We start from the raw sequence: 19,989 nt of genomic DNA, 5'->3' as shown, positions 1-19,989 counted from the left end.
TCCAAGCCTAGCAGAGTGCTTGCGAGGTTGCGCAGCATCTCCGCAGTCTGTGCCTTAGATACAGTCTCCATCGCGTGGGCCAACCTCAGGGACCTCACCCGAGACGAACTGTAAGGCTATCCCAGATACGTTCTGAAGATACCAAATGGTAGGGGCTCAAAAATATTGACCGTGCGATCGCCGAAAACCGAGTGGCCGCATATACATAGAAAAAGTCTTGGGCTGATCCTTGGGGCTGGCTCCAATTGATAACGGAGTTTGCCTTGATCATGTCATTTATCGCCTTCGTAGTGATATATGATCTCACGCCTTAGTATAAGTTCTCACCATTCTTTGATATCGTCTGCGGCTTTTTCGCTGGCACCTGTTACTCCCTTAGTCTGACCACTGAGATATCCTTTCACTGTGCCGATCCGTTGGCGGCCATGCTGCTGCACATTAGCTACCTCCTCGGCTATTGAGCCGTCATTGGATGAACCACCCACTGGACCGCGTCCAGATTGTGAGAGCGATACGCTGCCACGCACATCTCCAGCGCCGCCAACACTCGGTTTGCTAACAGGCGCAAAGGCAGGAAGGCTGAGATCGCTCGCAACTTCATCATGCAGTTGATCAGCATAGCCCTCGACGAAACGCGCCTGCAACTGTTGACCCTTCGCGCTCATTTGAAAATCAATGTCATCAAAGCGTACCTGACCATAATAATCACGGTTGGCATCAATTTCTGCCATGCCCCAGACACGATAAGCCTGACTGAGGTTCAGCGAGCCTGCGACAACATTATTTTCATACCAAGTGGCTTGGTTCTCAAGCCTGCTGGCAATCTCCTGCACACGCCTTGCTTCAACTGTATAGCTTTGCGCTTCGGTAAGCGACTTGGTGAGTCCCAACGCGCTGCTCGAAACTTGTGAACTGCTGCTATTGCTCACACTGCGCACGAAACTGTCGCGCGTCTTTGACCAATTATTGCTATCAGAAATCTGTTTCAGGGACCCCATAATCTTGCTGCGATCTTCCGAAGCAATCCCTATATCACTGTCTGTCCAATTCTGGTTGCGACCACCTTTAAGGCCTACATTCCCTTTTACTGCTCCTTTTTCTCCCTTCACACCCAATCCTGCATCGCCATTGAGAAACCATGATACGGTAATGTCATCCGAAGCCCGTCGCGATAGACCATATTGCTGTTGCAGGCCTTTGGAGGCATTGTCGACTTCGCTAAAAGCACTGCCAATGCTGCTGTTGGAACCTTGGCCATTAGAGGTTTCAGACGACGTTCCGCGACTAAAAGTGTCACGCAGTTCATTGAATCTCGTGACCGCCGAACTCCACGATTGCTGAGCCATATTCGAGAAAGTCTCGCTCTGACTGCGACTGGTACTTGCAAGCGTCGATAACCGCGATGTGAAATCCTGCCCCAATGTCGGGGTGAAGGGATATTGCGAATTCGGTACGGTCGCAAATTCTGCGCCTGCAAAGCTAGTGCTTTGTGTGCCGCTTTCACTGAAGCTGCGTGTCTGCGCCGCACCGTAACCAACATTTGGATTAAGCGAAGCTTGCGCAAATTGCCGTGAAAACACACTGCTATTGTCGATATTGCTATTGCCAATCGAGACATTGCCTGTGCTGGCTTCCCGCGCAGCTTCTTCAGCGGCATTCTGGCTCGGGTTAAGATACGAGGTAGCCTGCGAGGAGATCGCCATCGCGCCTTTGGCCACGCCGCCGGCCAAAAAGGGTATCGATGCGACCAGATAGCCAGCTAATATACCAATATCGCTGTTGACATCGGTCATGCCGGTAAAGGTCGCAAGGCTAAGACCGCTGCCGCCTGCAACAGCGCTAACCTCACTTGCACCTTTGAACATCAGGATCATGTGCAATATCACAAACAACGGCCCCCAGGCCGCAAGATAGAAAAAGCCGGTCACATAGCCGCGAAGTGCAACCGGTCCGGTTTTAGGCATCAGAAACAGTGGAAACAGCACCGGGAACAGAGCGTAGAAAACCACGGTCAGCACCACATTGAGGATCGGTACCCATTTCATCGCATTATGGGCGATCGAGGCATAAGTGCGTTCGGTCTGGATATCCGCGCGGGTCTGCGCAAATACATCAACGCTCGATGTTCCGCTGGCCCCCGCCATCCCGTGCATCGCCTGGTTCATCGCATTGATCGTCAATACCTGCCGGAAAATATCGCTGGCATTATTAGAGACGCCCGTAAGATAGTTATAAGCAATGGGCAAATCAGCCATCAGCTTCGCTTTAGCGAGCGCGGCGGTCTGCTTAGGGTATAATTGACGCCCAAAAGTGCTGCTCATGGCATCAATCAGACCCGTCCACTGTGCGTTTAAACTGGTATATGCCTCACGGCAGGTAATGATATTCGCTATGACACTGTCATCGGCCTGCCGCTTCAGAAACTTCTGCGCGCGCGCCTGACTGCCCGGCGCGATTGTGGTCCAGATATTATTGCTCTGGGACAGTTCTTTCATCGATACCCGGCCAAGCAGCAGATCATAGAAAACACATTGCCGAAAATGTTCGTCGAGATTGGTGGCAAATTCCGGATCAGATATGCGCAGAGATTTCGTCGCCTCCAACAGGCGCGCGCCGTAGATCATGCCATTTTTGGAATAATTGAGATCATTCGGTAGCCCAAATACGACCTCCGACGAGCGCACGAGATAATCACCAATCTGGCTAGTAAAGCTTGCCATCAGCGCTAAGCCCAAGGGCACATTCGCGACCGTCGATGGAGCAAGGCTGGGATTGACGCGGTCGGTGACCTGCACATCCATCCGCGGCACCATCAGGCACATATATATAAGCGTTGCGCCCAAAAACCAATTAAGCCAAGCGCGCCAATCTTGGTTGAACGCCAGCACGATCACAGCCAATGCAAGCCCCATTACCATAGTCACCTGAATGAGGCTCTTATAGCCGCCCGAGCCCGTCCAACTCGCAACTGCATTAAATACATTGACGATATATTCGCCGCCGCCGACCGTGAAAATCTCCAGCATGCCTAATTACTCCTTACTCACGGAACGAGGCTGCGGGTCTGAACGCCACGCGACCAGTCAAGTGCAGCTGCCATTGATGGAGACATGGAAGCTGCGAGCAAATTCTCGATCATCGCTGTTTTTTCAATAAGCTGCATGATGGCCGAGACTTTCGCCTGACCAGTGGCTTGCCGCTGCGCAAGACTAGCGCGAATATCGGCAAGCTGGCCGCGCCAAAGGCTGAGCTTCGCTTCATCAGCCGCAATGAAGCTTGCCATCGACCGGCCCGATTCTGATACGATCCGTTCCAAGATCGCAAAGAGCAAATCAATGCTGGCAATTTCCGCCAACGTTTCACGGTCATCGGTGGGCATGCCGCGGCCATAGGCTGCCTGTACGGTGAGGATCTTATAGAGCGGCACCGAAGCTACCTGCAGAAGTTCTTTTTCGGCATCACCTATCGCGCTATCCACGCGGATCGCATCGACCATATTACCAATCATTGCTGCCACCCTGGGACGGATCGCTTTTGAAGTTGCGAGACTCATATTGCGGAATGTTGGATTAAGACACTCGTCGGCCTCGTTGCAGTCGAAAACCTTGATGGTCTGGCCCTGCGTCCCGTCGAGCAGAGCGGTGACCAAACTCGAGGAAGCATCGCCGCCAAAGGGGGTGAACTTGCCTTGTGCATCATCTTTGGGCGGCACATAAATCACTGTACCGATAAGCGTCATCGCATATTCGGCAAGCTCGCGGTCAAAAGTTCCATTCGGATTGAAAAATGCTGATTTTTTGAGAATATGCCATGTATAATTTCGCGGGGTGCCGGGATTGACATCGGCATAATCAGCGCCTGCTTGTTCATTGGTAGAACTTCTCTGACCTCTCGTGCCGCAGCCATGTTTGGCTGCGGCATAATCGGTAAAAATGCCTTCTGAATTACCAATGGCTTCGCAGATCGCTTTGTCTGCCAGATCGCCCTTGGGCCAAACACCGCCCACCAGTCCCTGCGCCATCTCGCAGCTGTTGATATTAAGATTGTTCATCAGCTGGGCTTTTTGGGAAAACTCCTGCATGATTTTTGAGCATTCGGGACACACCGTATCGATGGCGAGGCTGAAGGCAAAGCCGACCGCGTTATTGGCCACAGCTTTGAGCATCGCGACGATTTCACTGGCATTGATGAAGGAAAAGCTGCCGGCGAATATATCGATCCCGCCGCAGCCCGCCCGAGCGCGCGGCAGTTGGAGATTTGCGATGTTGGTGGTTTTTTGTGGGAAGCGTGTCCACACATTGCCAAGACTATAATAACCGGCCGATTGGCCTTCAAAAGCCGTAGGCCCAGTCACATTCGCAGCGCCGCCCATATCATCCATGAACCGGTCCATGCTGTCGCCGACATTTGCCGCTACCGGGTTGATGGCAAGATTTATGGCCGCAAACAGCGCTGTAATTTTGGGGAGCTTAGTAATCATGTCCGGCTTCCTTAGAGGTGAGAAGATAGATGCGGTCCTGCAGCTCATCAGCAGAAAGCACGCCGTAACCAATCGGGATGGGGTGTTTTTTCTGGCTATCCCACAGCACCAGCGCGGGCGTTATTTTCGCTTCCAGTCCCATGTGCGCGCGTTGCCCGGTTTCGACTTTATATCCGGGAAAATGCCGCGACGGGCCGCCGTCGGTGGATATCGCGCGTATGGTAATATTCCACCGGCCAGCTACCGATTTGACAATCGGGCTCATGACTTCGCAAACGCCGCAGCTTTGCGCAAAAAAGTAGAAAAGCCCGTAGCGCTTCGAAAGGCCCGCCATCACCGCATTGCGGCTCCGCTGTCTGCTATCCTGCCACTGTCTTTTGGCCAGCGTCGAAACCGGGCGCTCCAGCGTATAATCAAGATCCGGATCCTGCCAAATCGCCCGCTGCCAAACATCTGAGAAAAGCGAAGCGCGGTCGAGTTGCTCGCGCTGGAACCGAATATAGGCCGTCACATTTTCCGGGGTCGGCTCGATAATCGCCCTGGCTTTTAGCTCGCGCAAGGATTTGGTGATCGCATCCATCTGCAGTGTCGCGCTTGGCGGCGGGGCCACTTGCTCGGGCTTTTCTGGCGCGGCAGCTTTTGGCCTCACGCAATAAAACCAGTAGCCGAGCTGCCGTTGCTCACAATAAAGCGTATCCGCCGCATTGCTGGCGCTTGTCTGTGCTTTTGCGGGGCTGGCCGCTGCTTCAAGGCAAGCGCAGACAACCAGGACCATGAACGCCAAAGCAGTGAAATATTGCTGTGGGCTGAAAAGAGAAACACGCTGTTTCATGGGCCGCTCCGTTCATAAAAATCATTGATCTTTTGCTGAATCAGTTTGCTAGCCTCGAGCTCATCGGGAAGCCGCGCAGCTTCAGTAAACTCTGCATAGACCTCGCTGAAATCCATTTGGCTGAGGTCTAAATGTGCGAATTCTTCGATCGTAAAACCCTCGCATTGCTCGTTCTTCGCGCTGTTCCAGGGTTTGGGAAGCTGTTTGCGGCCTTGCTCTTGCAGGATGCGCGACAGTTTCGATTCAAAGCAGCAATAGGCTTTGCGCTTGGTGGTGCAGACCCCAAGAAACTTGCTTGAACAATAAGTACCAACATAGGCGCACAACCCCTGCGCATCGCGCTGGTGCAGCAATATCTCCTCGCGGTCGCAGCCCAGCGCGACCAGCAGGCTGACACCGGGGATCAGCGGAAAACCTTTTCCCTTGCAGCAATTGAGGATACCAAAAACTTTAGAGGAACAGGTTTCGCGCGTTCCTTTGAATAAGGTCAATGTATCGGGATCAAATTGTCCGCGCGCCTCGTCCATCGCATGGAGCGCAGTGACCGCGTCTTTAAACTCATCATTGGCGGTGCGCTCAATTGTCTCGCATGATCCATCGATGCAATAGACATCGCCGTTGCAGACATATTGCGTGTCAGTGCTTTCATTTCCGGGGAGCGCGCATTTATAGATGCGCTCGATTGTTGAACAGGGTATATCCTCGCTTATACAATCCTCGTGTACGAGACTGCAATCTGGCTTGTTATCAAGCTCACCGCAGTCATTGCCAGCGCTCCGGCGAACGCACTGGTAGCGGCGCTCCCAACCCCAACAACTTTGTGTGACGGCAACACCATCTACTAGTCGCGTTTGCGGATTTGCATCGGTGCAGGTCTCGGATTCGATGGCACAATCCGCTTGATTGTTCCAGCTTTGGCATTGCCTCTCGTCACGGCTGGTTGTGATGCTATTTTCTGTGCTGATACCAATGGGAACAGCGGTGCCGGTCGGTGCATCGCATCGCATTTCGGTAACCGGTTCGCCAGGCTCCACACACCAGCGGTTCCGGTCATCGCCGGACCATTGTAAACATGTTCCCGGCCTCGTCCCGATTGCCCGACAGGACTCGCCTGCATAGATATCGCAGCTCGGCACGCCGTCGAAATTAAATTCACCTAACCGGCTGCACAAATAATGATAGCGGGTTTGCTTCTCCACTTGCGCGTATAGCGCGACCGGACATTGGCCGCTTGTTTGCTCAAACATCGTGCCAGTGTTGCAGGTCGCAAAATAGCTGCCCGCAGAGCCGCTACCTAAAGGCAAGGGCACGCATTTGCCTTTGCCGCCACCGATCGACATGCCGCTGGTAAAATCAAGCGGTGTTTCATTGATCGCCCCGGCCCGCGCAATGACCTGTTCAATCTCAGCTGGCGTGAAACGCGCGCGCCGCCGGACGCTTTCGTCAATCGCCTGAAGGCCTGAATGCGTAAGCGCAGCGCTCCGCGCTTTGGCTTCAATCCGTTCAGGCTGCTCTGCCAGATCTGCAAGCGACTTGACTCGATCAGCGTCAAAATTGGGAATGCGATTAGCATCAGGATTGGCTTGCGCTGCTGTTTTTGCTTTTGCAATCTGCGACTGACCAAAAGCCTTGCCATCAGCCCGCGCACTATCCTGAGTCTGGGCATGCGCAGATAAGGAAAGCGCGATGCAGCCCAAACCCATGAAAAATATATTGGAGAAATATCTTGGTATCATGGCCGCGTTCCCGCCCGCAGGCGTTTGAGGTGAAGGCTTGCTAACTGCGCGCCGGAACCGCCCCCGACAGCAAAGCGTTCCAGAACATAGGCAACAGAGACATTCCCGGTCATACGGTCAAAGGGCGGGACGATGCTGGTGCAATCAAAACCGTCACATGGCTCAAAATCGGAAGAGGCCATCACGAAAGTCGGCGCGGCGGTGACCTTGAATGCGCGAAATAGGCGGGGATCGATCCCGAGACCATCCGCCGCTTCTGCGCTTTCCCACATGGCAGCAAGGCGCGCTTTGAATTTGGCCGCATCGCCTTCGGGGAAACCGCGTAGCACGACAACGCCGCCTGCATTGCTCATGTCTTTGAGCAATATTTTTAGACTTTGCACCGGCATCGACAGGCTGGCAAAAGCAATGAAGCGCGGTGTATCTTGAAAAGCTGTCTGTTCGGCGTCTGCATGATCGCGGATCATGGCATCAAAATCAAATGGCAGCTCGCTTTTGACTGAAACAGCTTTCACGCTTTGTTTGTAATTGTCGGCATTCTGCCGCGCATTGTCTTGTAAGGATCGCACTTGTGGCTCGATTTCCTGTGCGCGTTTCCGGATATTGGCAGCAAGCGCCTCAGCTTCCCCTGCGTGGCTCTTTGCATTCGCACGAATCGTTGCGATATCAAGGCTGTCATCGGTCTGTTGCTGCGCAAAGGCGATGCCGCATATGGCCATAGTTAGAAGGCCTAAAATGGGGATCAATTTTTTCATAACGCACAGCAGTTCCGTTTGCGCCAGACGAGATAGCCCATATCTTCGCCAATAGCGGGAATGACCTGTCCGGCGACTTGAAAGGTGGTCGACGTACCAATAGGGGGGCAAGCAAAGCGGCCTTTGGTGGCAGGATTAGGATTGGTGGCCTGAAAGCGATATTGCTGCTTTCGCATCACCGGCATCAGATATTTGCCGCACAGACCTTTGCTCCCCATCGTGCCCCAGGCCACCAGTTCACGGTGAAGCTTATAAGCAAAGCGGGACAATACGAGCCGTGAGGCCTGAACATGACCGATGGAAGCCGAGACATTGCCATTCATCGGGTACATTGATCCCTGGCAGCCCGCACACCAGAAGAGTTCGTCGCGCGGGAGAGTAGCGGTGGCAGCAACGCAGTCGGCCGCGCAGGCCGCCAGCGCCAGCGGGTTGGCAAACAGGACGGCTTCTGGGTTGATGATCGCGGTAAGCTCGGAATCCTGCCAGAGCGGATCAATCTCACTGATGTAAAGAATATCGATGGATCCGGGCTCGAGGCACAGGAAATCAGCAACAATTTCCATCCAGTAGATCAGCGGATAGGCATACCAATGCACATGCCAGCTGGAATAATATTGGCTTGCACCGCCGACCGCCGATGGTCCCGTAATAGACCGGTAGCCAATGTCAAATCCGGGATCGAGCTTTGCCCCGGCCAAATTGACAAAACACCATGGCTTCATCGACACATCAGCAAGCCGCACGGGCTCCCAAAATCCCATAGCAATACCGGGACGAATTCCGCACAGACATAAGGGACTGGCGGGGTTTTTGGGATCTGGACGGCTGGAAGGCCAGATTTTAAGACCACCAACCGAAATCGGGAACATGCACGACCAGCAAATGTCGGTGATGGGATTGACAAAACTGCCCGTGCAGCGGCCCGGGCCTGCATCCGCTCGTGCGGGACTGGCAAGGCTGACCATCATCATTATCGATAACAGACATGCGATTTTGCGAGTTATAGCTGTTCCTATTGTCATTGCGCGGACCTCCGATCAGGCAATAGGGCAATCTCACTGATTTCAAGCATACGCCCATTCTGGCGCACGCGCGCAGGCAGGGCTTTGATGCCAAAATGGCGAACGAGCTTGCCGCCTTGATCAAAATAGAAGCGTCTTTTTTGTGTGCGCATGAGTAAGAGCGGTGCGCCTTTAGTGAGGATGAGCTTGGCTTTCTTCTGATGCGCGAGCGCCCATTTGAGCTGTCCCGCATCATCGCCGTCGAGAAAGAGTAAATCCGATCTGAGGCGCACACTGTCGAGCGGATTGACCCGCGCACCGCGCGCCCAGATGCGCTTTCCCTTGGCGTCCAATATATCATCGGCCAGCATGATTGTCGGATCAAATTGCCAGCTGCGAGTGGCGCGCGCATTTATGAGCCCTGCCACTGGCGCGGGCCTTTCAACCTTTGCCAATGTGCGGCTTTTGAGCTCGGCATTGCGCCGGTCCATTTCTCCGCTCTTCTGCATTGCGATGAGCCGCGATTGAATTTGCTTGAGAAGGTCGCGCTCGATCACCGGAAATATCGCGCCGTGCTGCCCGTAATCCCGGGCCTGAACTTGCGGCGAGCAAATGAGAATACCAACACTGAGCATGGCAGCTAATTTCACAGGATCGCCCTCCCGCTGCCTAATATCTGGGGCCTGCAAACAAAGCCGATCTCGGCATAACGGCTATCAAAACCGTACTTATGCGAGCTTCCGGCATAATAGCATCCGTGCGGGATTTTACCCGATGGACCTATGCTAAGCGGCAGGCCAAGGCGCGTTTTTGTCTTTGTTCGGGCAATGATTTTGCCGTTGATCAGGACATCTTGGCCCACATGCGCCACGCGGTCACCGGGCATGCCAAGCACATATTTGCCAAAGAGCTGCGGCTTGCTGCCAAAATGCGAGGTCAGTATTTTGGATTTTTTAGGTTCGAAAAAGATCAGCCCGCCGCGTTTGATCGGCGCCCGCTTGTCAAGCCAGAAGGCCCAGTTGGGCAGGCTGGGGCTGGCGTTAAGCAGAAACGCATGATTGTCGCGAAAATTCTCAAAGGGCTGCAACGCGAGGGGCACAGCGATCAGCGCGGTTAAAAGCACAACATGTTTGATACGGCGCGGTGCTTTGCTTTTTGAGCATGCCATTTTCACCGAGCCTCTCCTGCTATCAGACGCGTAGCTATCCGGCGTTCAAGTTCGGGTGTTGCATCGGGCGCATTTCCGGCCAGAACGGCTTGGTCGACCAGAATGATCCGGCCATCTCGGCCCATATCCTGGACAGCTTGCTCGCTAGCGCGCAGGAAGACGGCAATATTGGCTTTGGTTGCTTCTGGGTCTTTTGAGCCGCGCGCCTGCGCTTCGACAAATTTCCCCATTGTCTGTGCCAATCGGACTGTGACGATCTGCGGTTTGTCAGGCTCTAAAATCGCGCGGCTTACCCATCCTGCCCACAGCACCGCAACGATGCAGCCAAGCAGCAAGGCAAGCCGGGGCAGATGTGGCTTTGGTGATAATAATGATGCTGGCTCGGTCACTGGCTTGGCCCTCTCTCGTTATTGTCGGGAAAAGCCTGGTCCAGTATCGCAAAAAAGCGCGGCATACGGACGAGTAGCAGGCCGCTGGAAAGCAGGATGAAGGTGATTTTAAGATCAGCTGAAAATAGCAGCCGCTGACCCGGCTCGGCGCTAAGATAATGCGCAGCCAGATTGCCAAGCTGGGTGAAGAATAGCCCCAAGTCCCAGCCCACCAGAAACAGAAAGACGAACAGCGGCAGTCCCAGAACCATGAACATGGTTGAAATGGCTAGCCGCGCTGTCTCGAGGAAAACAATGCAGCTACCCTGCGCTATGCTTTTAATATCGATGGTTGCTGCGGGCTCTTTGCGAGGCCGCCGAGCTATTGATGCTTCTATGAGGCTCGCCATCAGCGCTCTCCTTGCATGTCTGTTTGGCTGAAGACATGGGAAATGGCTTTCGCCAGTGTTTGGCCATTTGATTGCGCTTCTTCGATCGCCGCATAGACATCGGGAGAGGAGGAATAGACCGTGGCCGAAAAGGGATCGAGCACCAGCCGCCCAATCGCCTGCGTATCCGGGCCCTTGATAAAGACCTCGCTATATTCGGTGCCGGAGCGTTTGAGGCTGCGGATCAGCGTTTCTGTCCGGTCATCCATATCGAGCCGGTCATTCTTGCGAAAATCTGCAATGGTCTCGGCCTTTTGCTGCAAGACCAGCATCCAGTCGCTATTTTCTAGCGCCGCGCGCGCGCCGTCTGATTTATAATAATCATTGAGCGACTGGGTGGCCGTTGCCAGCGCGCCGCCATATTTACGCGCCGTGCGGGCATAGGTCTCGACAAACTCGCCCATTGAGCCGCCGCGCAGCATGCTCCAGGCCTCATCGATCAACAGCATCTTTCTGGTACTGCGCGGCCCGCGCGTCATCGCCTGGCTGGTCATGAACATGATAGCCGAGAGAACCACGCTGCGTAGGTCTTCGCGCGAGGCTAGATCCGACATCTCAAAAACGGTAAAAGCATCATCGAGCGCAAAGCTGGCAGGCCCTGTGAAAAAGCCGCCATAGCTGCCGCCTTCAATATAAGGCGCAATCGATACGGCGAGATTCTCGGCAATCGGGTTTGCTGTTGCCACGAGCGCGCGGGCGACATCGTCAATGCTCGCTCCACTACCAAGGCTTTCCCAGATCTTGGTCACGGCCTGATCGATCAATCCGCGCTCGACATCACTTGGCGCTTCGCTATGCCGCGCCATCTGCGCAATGATCGCTTTGATCATCGCAAAACAATCAAGCCGGTAATCCTCCTCATCAAGCGCGCGCGCATCATCGACCATCGAAAAGGGATTGAGCGAAAAGCCCGATTTGAGCGTAAACTCAACAAAGCGTCCGCCTTGTAATTTTACCGAATGCTCAAACGAGCGGCCATCATCAATCACCACAACCTTAGCGCCTGCGCCGCGAAGCGCCGCGCATAATTCCTGAAGCAGTACTGATTTTCCCGAACCTGATTTGCCGCAGATCGCAATATTATGGTTGCCTGCATCATTTTCAAATGGCGACCACCAGAAGGGCTGGCCGCGCCGTCCGATGAGCAGCAGATGGGGGATATTTCCGCCCAGAAACTCGCCCTGCATCGGCGCTATATGCGCCGCTGTTGTCGAGAGCATCGTGCGGAAGCGTTTGAGCCGCTGCATGTCATCGCCCAGCCCATCGGCGAGGCTCAAGGGGAAGGATGCGATCAGGCCTTGCAGTTGCAGGAAACGCTCATCGGTCAGATCCCAACCTGCGGCCTTATAGAGGGCCTTGACGGTACGTTCATGCGCGTCGCCTTGGCCGAAAGGCGAGTAGCTGGTGAGGCCGTAAAAAAGTTTAACCAGTCTTTTGCCTGCCTGCAATTCTGCTTGGACATGGCTCCATTCGGCAGACTGTTCGGCAAGGCGGGGTAAAAAGCGAGCGCTTTTGGTCTGGCTAAGGCTGGTTGTCCGCATGAATTTATAGCCCGCTTTTGCAGACGCGGCTTCTTGATCAGGATATTGGAGGCACAGCATCGTTGCCACTGGGCAGGGAAAACGCAGCTTGTCGGTGAACATATCGCCGATCAGCCGCGCGCATTCCCAAGGGCTCCAGCGCTCGGGCATTGCGCGAACGCCGTAATGACGCAAATCAAAGCGGTCTGGATATGTTTCGCCAATCTGCGGGCTGCCATCGCTATCGCGGCCAAGGCTTCTAAATCTCTCGGTCCGCAAGATGAGCCGGTCGTCTTCCACTTCCAGTTCAATATCGCGCCGTATCGCTTGATCGGCTATTGGATCGAGCGGGTTCCAATAGGAAGCTTCGGTATCCCTCGCGCTCGTCGGCGAGGTAAGATCATCAATAAGACTGAGCAGTTCAGCCGGCGGGGTTTCGCGTGCGGTAAGCCCCAAAGACTGCAACATCCCGATAAGACCTTCGCGGCATTGCACCAGTTCGCTGTCCTCGGTGCCCGCATCTGCTGGTACGCCCAAGGAAATCACCAACCGGGTCGCGCGGGCATGAAACGGTGCATGCGCTGAGCCCGATTTCCAGACAAGATCATAGAGCCGGTCGGTGCGCGCACGGGCAATATCTTCATATATGCCGCCTTGCTCATAGCGCTTGGCAAACCAAGGTCCGACGATATGCCCAATTCTTGAGGACGCGAAATTGAGGATCTGCAGACTGCTGCCTTGCGGCATGCCTTCAGAGAAAAATTGCGCCAATATTTCGCCGGTACGCTCGTCCGCGCCGATGAGCGGCGTCACCTCCAGGATAAAGCCTTTGGACCGCGCATTATAATAGAGTTTCGCCTCCTCATCGAACGCCCGGTAAGGAAGCCAGTCTGACAGCATATCAATTGCCATCTGCGGACGGACGCTTTCAGGTTTGGCGGTATCAGCAAATAAACCAGAAAGTAGCGCATTGCGTGCTGTTGCAAGGGAAAATCTCATGGATGCACATCCTCTTTCTTGGCTGTGTCTGTTTGCGGCAATTTAAAGTAAGGGGCCCGGTCATGCAGGGGAGCAATCACGCCGGACCCCTCGTGTCCCGGCAGGAGGACACCGGGATCTGCCATCGGCTTTGGCGAGGGGAAAACCATCGCGTCCGGCAAAGAGAAAGGGTTGGGTAGGTTGGTTTCATCAGGCAATTGCTGTTGCGGGGCTCTTATGGTCCGCGCGATGGCCTTGCCGATATCTGCAGCGCTCTTGGCGGGCTGAAAGTTAGCGCTGGCCGCCTCCGGCAGCGCGACATGGACGACGCGCGCATCATGCAGACGGCCTTCCGCGTCGCGGTATCCCGCCAGCACGACCCTGAGCATCAGCCCATTTGCCTTGGCCGCGCGGGGCTTTGGCGTGGCGGATAGGACGGGCGACAGATCTTGCCCGGTCGCCTCGACATCAATGGCCGAAGTGGGGGCGCAAGTTCCGCCCGGCGCGCGGCAATCAAAGCTGCCGCTAATATTGCCGCCAAGACTGGCGCAGCCGCTTAAGGAAAGTGCTGCTGATGTAAGCGCAGCAAAGAGGAGAAGCTTAGCCATTAGCGTGCTCCTTCTTGGGCGTTAGATGCGTTTAGAAATGCCCGTATTTCTGGCGCGCTGCGATAGCCTTGCATCACCGCGCCATCAGAGGCGCGGACCATGACCGGCGTTCCGGAAAAGCCGTTCTCCCTTGCAAAGGCTTCATTGGCATCAAGTCCGTTGGTATCGCACGATGCGCGGGTTTTTGTTTTTTCTCCGGCATAAGCACGCTGTAGGGCCGCTTCTGTGTCTTTTGCGCAGATTACGCTTTGGGAGATGGCGCGGCTCGCTGCGCCGAAAATTGAAATCGGCCGCTCTTCCACATGGACGCGCGCCTTTTTGAGTTCGCCCGCCAGACGTTTACAATAACCACACTGGAAATCGGAAAAGACTATGACCTTGGGACCACCGGGCTTACCCCAAGTAATTGCGCCCTCTTTGGGCAGACCCTCGAGATTGACATATTGCGGCGCTGCATTGGCAGCGGGCATGTGGACATTTGTTTTTTGGCTGGCAGAAGCCGTGCTTGCGACCAACATGTCGGGATTTATCGCCAGCAATTTTGCCGCCGTTAGATCCGCGCGGGTCTCCATATCATAAAGCCGCCCGACAAACAGATACCGCGCGCGCTCATCGATATAAAAAAGCGCCTTGCGTGATATCACTTCGCACAGCCCGCCAAATCCTGCGCACTCAATGCTGGTGACCGGTGTTTTGGGAAGCCGTAATTTTAGTGCGGCAATGACTAGGTTTTTGCTGCTTTGAGTAAATCCACTCACGCCGGTGACCGCTGCGATCGCCGATGCGCCGACAATCCCGGCGCTGGTAACAGCGAGCAACGCTGCTATTGCCGTTGTCTTCAGGCATCGTTCTTGGGTGGTAAAATCGGCAATATTCATTTGCTTTTGCTCCTCACATGGACGCCATCAAGAAAGACGATCTCAACAGAAATGCCGGTCGGCATCTCGACGACGGGTTGATATTGTTCTGCGCGTTCAATGAGATATTTGCTCACCGTGTCGGCGGCTTGCGCACCGCCTTGACCAAGGCCGCCGGTTAGGATGTCAGCCCCGGACAAATTGCTGCGTCTGCCATCTTCTCCAATATTGCCGGCAAAGATGCCATTGGCATTGGCTGAAAAACCGCGTCCGAAGCCGCCCACTATTCCAGCAAGCAGGGCTTGACTGACAAGACTGCCCTCGCGGCTGACAATCCGTCCGCGCACGCCTGATTTCCCAGCAAAGCTGATAAAGCCTTTTACTTCGCTGATGGCATAACGTCCCCCCGGCTGCGCGCAGGTCATTCGCGCCAGCTTCACATAAACCTTCTCAGCGGAGAGATCGCCGCGCGCTGACCCGTTGACGAGGCACCCGGTGATGTCGGTGGTGAGCAGCTTATTGCCTCTCATCACCGAGCGTGCCGGGCCAGTGATGCGCAGCACCACAGGGAGAGGATCACTTTGGCTGGCAACGCCGGTGGAGGCATCGACGCCAACAATCACGCGCGCCGGAGCATAACTATTGGGTGGCAGATATTCTAGGCTGTCTTCGAGCAGCAATGGCGAAACAGAGGTCTTTGCTGCGCCTTTGCCGTCTTTAGACGGCGCGCTGCCTGCAAAGCTCAACAGGCTGACTTTGGCGTCACTCTCCGGGCCGAGCGCTGCGGCGTTCGGGGGACCAGATGGATTTACTCTGTTATTGGGGCCTCCTGTACCGGGACCAAAATCAGGTGGAGGAGCTAATACGGGCGGCGGCGCAGCCGCTGCTTTTTGGAGCTCGCTCTTAAGCGAAGAATTTTCTGCCGAAATAGCATCAATTGCCGCCTGACCGTCGCTGCGCATCTGCGCATTTTCTTGGCGCAACGCATCTAATTCTTGTTCAATGGCAGGCCGCGGCAACTGCGCATCTTTCAGCGTCTTTTGCTCGCGCGCCAGCGCATCGAGCCGGTTGCCGTAGCTTGCAACGAATTCGCGGCTAGCGAGATCGCGGTTGACCAGCCCGCCAGTGTCAATGGTGACGGCGCCTTTACTGCCTTCGCTGCCATCATCGCTGTCGTCGCCAAAAAGGATCCAGCTTCCGCTGATGAGAGCGAGCGCGCCGATACCGCCCAGAAGCAATTTCTGGCGCTGGGCAATTTGCCGGTTCAAACCGCGCCGAGCAATTTGACGCTGCGCGTCTGGCGGTGTTTCCGCCGCTTGTTTTTCTGGCTGAATATCCATTAATCTATCCCTCCTTTTGCAAAGACAAGGAAGGCGCTGGCGCTCTGGCCGGGTTCGAGCGTTTCGGCTCCGTAAGCAAAGGCGCGCGCGCCAGCAGGCGCATCGCGCTCGCGCGTGAGGTCAAGCGTCTCGCTGCTTTTGTTGCGGATCAAAAAATGCTGGCCAAAGAGCTGCGCGCCCTCATATTGCCCGATCAACTGGACTTCGAGACCTGCCGTGACTTTCGGATGCCCGATTTTCTGCGTAACAGTGAAGCCGGGCAGTACTGCGTCCGACGCCATGGCTTCGATGAGGCGAATTTCAGCCATTTGCGGATCGGTTTCATTTTCCCAATCCCTGGCTTCGCTTTTGGCGAGCGCGGCGTTGGTAATGAATATCTGGCTTGCGTCCGCCATCTGTGCGCGACAGGCAAATTTATAGACATAACCAGCCTTCGAGGTGGCAAAGAAGCTGATCCGGTCCGAAGCATATTGCACCGGCACCGAGATATAAATATCGCCGCGCACCGGCTCATGGGTCACGCTGAAATCATTATAGGGATAGCCGCTGGCTATTTTAGACACATTGGCAAAGCCGTCGTCCACCAAAGCAATGCGCGTCAGTTCCCCGCGTGAAAGCAAACAATCAATCTGGGCATTGTCAGCCGCCTCGACAAACTGGTCGGCATGAGCAGGCGCTACGGTTACGGCAAAGGCCAGCATCGCTAAGCCCAACGGCTTAAAGCCTAAGTCGAGCCTGCGCGATACGCCAAAGCTGAAGAGAGCAAGTCCCGTGCCTGCGAGCGCGCCAGAAGTACAAGAGGAAATCAGGTTCATATCGCGTTAGTCCTTGTTCGATTTATCTTGGGGGAGCCGGCGGAAACCGGTGAGCGCAAGGCTCAGGCCGCGCTGCGACCAGCTAAATTCAAAGACCCGGTCCTCGCTAGCAATCACCTGCGCGCCAACAAAGGTTTTGAGCGTGCCGGTTGCGGTTGAAATTAGTGATGCGGGGTCGACGGTGAGCGCGCGGATAATGAAGGTCTGACTGATATCGGAGCCGCGCTGTTCTTCGACGATTTTAACCAGCTCGGCTTTGAGACGGCCGTGCGTTGCCGGATCGGCAACTTTAAGGATTTCATCCATCCAATAGTCGAGGCTTTGCGGCGAGCGATTAAGCAGCATCAACGCGGTGTCGCGAGTCACGAGTTCGAGATACGGTGCGGTGACGCCCGCAGTAGAAACGCTTATTTGCTGCGCGGTGACGGGCACCAGCACGATTTCGCGTGATTTGGTCATCGCAAAACCGGACATGATGATCGCGGCTAGACCCGCTGCACTCGCGAGCACGGCAAGACGGTTGCGTTGGCGTAAATAGGATTGGGCCTGTTCGTGGGCGACTTGGGCGCGCATGTTCCTATCTCCTCAACCGCCTAAAAGACGGTGACAGGAGGGAGGCGTGGCTTTGAGGCCTAGAAATCCGGCTGGGAGATACCAATAGACAGCATGGATAAGCCGCGCTGCTTTCCCACCGGATTTAGCCTTCCGCAAAGCAAACCAGGAAATACAGGAAAGAGCGATGCCGATAATGATATGCTGGGCTAATATACCCCAGGCAAAAGGAATGAGTATCCCGGCAAACTCATCGATGGTCCAAAGACCAATAAGTTCAGGATCATCCAGTCTCTTGGGGATTAAATATCTGTCAGCCATGATGCCGCCCTCCTGTTTTTCGCTAAGGCTTAAATGATCGCCGTCACGACCGAGGTGACAATCGGAACACCGGTTCCGACGCCGATCCCGACACCGACTGGCACAGCGATTTGGCCCAGCGAGAAGCGACCGGAGGCAAGACCGATCAGGCCAGCAGCGAGGCTGAGAACGGTGATAATCTTACCGCCTGAGCCTTCGAGAAAGTCAGTGAATTTTGTAAGCGCAGGATCAAAGGTCGTGTCAGCGCCCGCATAAGCTGCACCGGCGCAAATCAAAGCGGCGCATGCAGGAATAATATAGTCAGTAAATCGGCTGCGGGATTTGCGAGAGATTTGTGTCATAGGATACTCCAGTTGATGAACGGACAGCGACCAATCGTTCGCTGTATGTTCTTTCTGGAATAGCGTCCGGCCTGTAGGAAAACAGGACGTGTGGTTATATAGGCTTTCCAAGCAAAAACCGACAAATCGGCATGCGGAATTGAATATTGGCGCGGCCATGATGACAAATTGCGCTCATATTACCGCGATATGCGCTCGGTAAGGCGGCTATTGCGATTTGCCTGCCGCAGATCCCGCGAATCTCAATGTGAGATGATTCGGCTCCTCCTATTTGTTCCTTATATGTTCTTTTTGTTTTCCTACAGTTTTCCTCTTGGCTTATTTGCTGAGTCGGTTTTCAAAAACACGGAAAGGATATGAAGTGATGGTAGAAATGGAGATGCTCGCCGAACATAAGATACGCGGTGACCTTGCAGGATTGTTGCTCGCGGCAGTGACCGACAGCGGCCGGACCCGCACGGATATTGGCAAGGAAGCAGGCATACATAAAGATGCCCTGCGCCGTATATTGGAAGGAAAGCGCTCAGCGAGCATAGCCGAGGCACTGCGGATTATGCGCGCATCCGGCGCTTCGCCGCATGCACATCTTGTACTTTTTCTGGTGGCGGGCAGCGAGCGTTCGTCCGATTGGCTTCACACAGATATAGCTTTATTTTTTGAAGAGTTTTTCTGCGAGCTACCCAACGCCCTTGAGCGCATCTTGGGAAATCAGATTAACAATGTCAAATCGCGCTGGGCCAAAGGGACCGCGCAGCGACTGGCACGGCTTTTGTCCGATCACCTCGAAGAGCTCGAGCGCAAAGACGCATTGCTTGGCGACATATATGCGGGGCTCGAAAGTGGCGTCGATGCCTGAGCCATCAATCCAGATACAAGATCGCTCTTCAGCTGCGCGGCTCATAAGACTAACAGAAGTCCAGAAACGCGTTGGCCTTGGGCGATCAACCATTTACCGGTGGATGAGCGATAACCGTTTCCCCAAACCTTATCAGCTTGGCGGTCATGCTGTCGCCTGGCTCGAGCAAGAGATCGATGAATGGATCGCGCAGCGAATAGCACCGCACGATTGATCTATCCATACAGCTTACCGTCCGTGGATTTCTTGGTTAGTGACAGAGATTAATGTGTAAGTTATATTAGCATGTTCAAATAGCTCTATTATGCACAAAACCGCATTATAGCCCTAACATCTATATCTCGTTATCTAATTCTTGCTGTAACAATCGCTCAAGTCGATGTCGCATAGAGCTCTTCATCGTGCGTCTGTTTATGCCTAAATATCTTGCCTAGTTTGGGCGAACCTACGTTTTGCCACATAGAACATCACTTCTTATCTTCCGATAAGCTATTAATTTAATTAAATTCAACCCGGGACGGATTTACCGACCAGTTGCGCCAAGAACCTATACCGCCGGTGCGCTCACATCTGTATGTCACCCATCGTAATCGCAGCCATCATCAGATTCTGGCTAAGCTAATGGGTCCTTACCCTAACAAGACCCAATGTTACTCGTGCAATCATTATCTTTATATTATAATAAAAATTTATCTTAGCCGACAGCATCAGTGGAAAGTAAGTCTTCAATAGTTTTATCGTCATATCCCAAAGCAGCTAGAGTTTCATGCACATCTGCGCCCGGTTCGGGCATGGTGAATGATTGTGAGGAACGTTTGCCGCCCATCGCTATGGGCAGGGCAGGAAGCTTTGTCGCTGTGCCGTCAGGTAATATTGTTTCCTCAAGCCCGTCTCCGTTGTTAAGGTGGGGATCATCAAACATGTCCTGGGGGCGACCGATAGGCGCGAAGGGCAGGCCGGTGCCTTCCAGTTTGGTAATCAGTTCATCACGGGTATAACTGCTGATCAGCTC

The 19,989-nt window shown here is 54.4% G+C and carries 21 protein-coding genes; 2 read left to right on the top strand and 19 right to left on the bottom strand.

What is annotated here, in order from left to right:
- Positions 1-323: 323 nt before the first annotated feature.
- The 18 genes from AB1K62_RS11630 to AB1K62_RS11545 all read right to left on the bottom strand — a co-directional run bounded on the left by AB1K62_RS11630 (position 324) and on the right by AB1K62_RS11545 (position 18,121).
- Positions 324-3,026, bottom strand: a complete 2,703-nt coding sequence (locus AB1K62_RS11630) for a conjugal transfer protein TraG N-terminal domain-containing protein (RefSeq protein WP_367003734.1) — start codon at positions 3,024-3,026, stop codon at positions 324-326.
- 17 nt (positions 3,027-3,043) lie between these two features.
- Entirely contained in the window at positions 3,044-4,393 is a 1,350-nt protein-coding gene (locus AB1K62_RS11625) for a conjugal transfer protein TraH (RefSeq protein ID WP_367004050.1), read from the bottom strand.
- Positions 4,394-4,469: 76 nt separating this feature from the next.
- On the bottom strand, positions 4,470-5,255 hold the full coding sequence (locus AB1K62_RS11620) for a conjugal transfer protein TraF (RefSeq protein WP_367004049.1): 786 nt from the start codon (positions 5,253-5,255) through the stop codon (positions 4,470-4,472).
- 53 nt (positions 5,256-5,308) lie between these two features.
- Positions 5,309-7,048, bottom strand: a complete 1,740-nt coding sequence (locus AB1K62_RS11615) for a conjugal transfer protein TraN (RefSeq protein WP_367003733.1) — start codon at positions 7,046-7,048, stop codon at positions 5,309-5,311.
- Positions 7,045-7,767 carry a type-F conjugative transfer system pilin assembly protein TrbC gene (trbC, locus tag AB1K62_RS11610; RefSeq protein ID WP_367003731.1) on the bottom strand — a complete coding sequence of 241 codons (723 nt, stop codon included), beginning with the start codon at positions 7,765-7,767 and terminating at the stop codon, positions 7,045-7,047. Before trbC ends, AB1K62_RS11615 begins: the two co-directional genes overlap by 4 nt.
- A 32-nt stretch (positions 7,768-7,799) precedes the next feature.
- Positions 7,800-8,774: a conjugal transfer pilus assembly protein TraU gene (gene traU, locus AB1K62_RS11605; RefSeq protein ID WP_367004047.1), complete on the bottom strand. Its 975-nt coding sequence runs from the start codon at positions 8,772-8,774 to the stop codon at positions 7,800-7,802.
- 47 nt (positions 8,775-8,821) lie between these two features.
- Positions 8,822-9,439: a type-F conjugative transfer system protein TraW gene (gene traW / locus AB1K62_RS11600; protein WP_367004046.1), complete on the bottom strand. Its 618-nt coding sequence runs from the start codon at positions 9,437-9,439 to the stop codon at positions 8,822-8,824.
- An 11-nt stretch (positions 9,440-9,450) separates the two neighbouring features.
- Positions 9,451-9,972 carry a S26 family signal peptidase gene (locus AB1K62_RS11595; RefSeq protein ID WP_367003730.1) on the bottom strand — a complete coding sequence of 174 codons (522 nt, stop codon included), beginning with the start codon at positions 9,970-9,972 and terminating at the stop codon, positions 9,451-9,453.
- A 2-nt stretch (positions 9,973-9,974) separates the two neighbouring features.
- Positions 9,975-10,361 carry a type-F conjugative transfer system protein TrbI gene (locus AB1K62_RS11590; protein ID WP_367003728.1) on the bottom strand — a complete coding sequence of 129 codons (387 nt, stop codon included), beginning with the start codon at positions 10,359-10,361 and terminating at the stop codon, positions 9,975-9,977.
- Positions 10,358-10,750: a hypothetical protein gene (locus AB1K62_RS11585; RefSeq protein WP_367003726.1), complete on the bottom strand. Its 393-nt coding sequence runs from the start codon at positions 10,748-10,750 to the stop codon at positions 10,358-10,360. The genes AB1K62_RS11590 and AB1K62_RS11585 overlap by 4 nt, the downstream gene beginning before the upstream one ends.
- Positions 10,750-13,308, bottom strand: coding sequence for a type IV secretion system protein TraC (gene traC, locus AB1K62_RS11580; RefSeq protein WP_367003724.1), 2,559 nt, complete (start codon positions 13,306-13,308; stop codon positions 10,750-10,752). The genes AB1K62_RS11585 and traC overlap by 1 nt, the downstream gene beginning before the upstream one ends.
- Positions 13,305-13,895 (bottom strand): hypothetical protein, encoded by a 591-nt coding sequence (locus tag AB1K62_RS11575; protein WP_367003722.1) that lies wholly within the window; start codon positions 13,893-13,895, stop codon positions 13,305-13,307. The genes traC and AB1K62_RS11575 overlap by 4 nt, the downstream gene beginning before the upstream one ends.
- Positions 13,895-14,773 carry a DsbC family protein gene (locus AB1K62_RS11570; RefSeq protein ID WP_367003720.1) on the bottom strand — a complete coding sequence of 293 codons (879 nt, stop codon included), beginning with the start codon at positions 14,771-14,773 and terminating at the stop codon, positions 13,895-13,897. The genes AB1K62_RS11575 and AB1K62_RS11570 overlap by 1 nt, the downstream gene beginning before the upstream one ends.
- A complete protein-coding gene (locus AB1K62_RS11565) occupies positions 14,770-16,092 on the bottom strand; it encodes a TraB/VirB10 family protein (protein WP_367003719.1) in 1,323 nt (440 codons plus the stop codon). Before AB1K62_RS11565 ends, AB1K62_RS11570 begins: the two co-directional genes overlap by 4 nt.
- Positions 16,092-16,907 (bottom strand): type-F conjugative transfer system secretin TraK, encoded by an 816-nt coding sequence (locus AB1K62_RS11560; RefSeq protein ID WP_367003717.1) that lies wholly within the window; start codon positions 16,905-16,907, stop codon positions 16,092-16,094. The genes AB1K62_RS11565 and AB1K62_RS11560 overlap by 1 nt, the downstream gene beginning before the upstream one ends.
- A gap of 6 nt (positions 16,908-16,913) precedes the next feature.
- Positions 16,914-17,480 (bottom strand): type IV conjugative transfer system protein TraE, encoded by a 567-nt coding sequence (locus tag AB1K62_RS11555; protein ID WP_367003715.1) that lies wholly within the window; start codon positions 17,478-17,480, stop codon positions 16,914-16,916.
- Positions 17,481-17,492: 12 nt separating this feature from the next.
- Positions 17,493-17,780, bottom strand: a complete 288-nt coding sequence (traL, locus tag AB1K62_RS11550) for a type IV conjugative transfer system protein TraL (protein WP_367003713.1) — start codon at positions 17,778-17,780, stop codon at positions 17,493-17,495.
- 29 nt (positions 17,781-17,809) lie between these two features.
- On the bottom strand, positions 17,810-18,121 hold the full coding sequence (locus AB1K62_RS11545; protein WP_367003711.1) for a hypothetical protein: 312 nt from the start codon (positions 18,119-18,121) through the stop codon (positions 17,810-17,812).
- Positions 18,122-18,485: 364 nt separating this feature from the next.
- On the opposite strand from AB1K62_RS11545, the gene AB1K62_RS11540 reads away from it, so the two are divergent.
- On the top strand, positions 18,486-18,977 hold the full coding sequence (locus tag AB1K62_RS11540) for a helix-turn-helix domain-containing protein (protein WP_367003710.1): 492 nt from the start codon (positions 18,486-18,488) through the stop codon (positions 18,975-18,977).
- Positions 18,970-19,191 (top strand): AlpA family transcriptional regulator, encoded by a 222-nt coding sequence (locus tag AB1K62_RS11535; protein WP_367004045.1) that lies wholly within the window; start codon positions 18,970-18,972, stop codon positions 19,189-19,191. The genes AB1K62_RS11540 and AB1K62_RS11535 overlap by 8 nt, the downstream gene beginning before the upstream one ends.
- A 480-nt stretch (positions 19,192-19,671) precedes the next feature.
- Here the strand turns inward: AB1K62_RS11535 and AB1K62_RS11530 are convergent.
- Positions 19,672-19,989, bottom strand: a 318-nt coding sequence (locus tag AB1K62_RS11530; RefSeq protein WP_367003708.1) for a CoA transferase, incomplete at its 5' end; no start/stop codon positions are given.

Origin of the sequence: Parasphingorhabdus sp. JC815 (genome assembly GCF_040717415.1) — a bacterium.
Taxonomy (GTDB): domain Bacteria; phylum Pseudomonadota; class Alphaproteobacteria; order Sphingomonadales; family Sphingomonadaceae; genus Parasphingorhabdus.
Note: the sequence above shows the minus strand (reverse complement) of the source record. Positions and strands in the feature narration are given on the sequence as shown.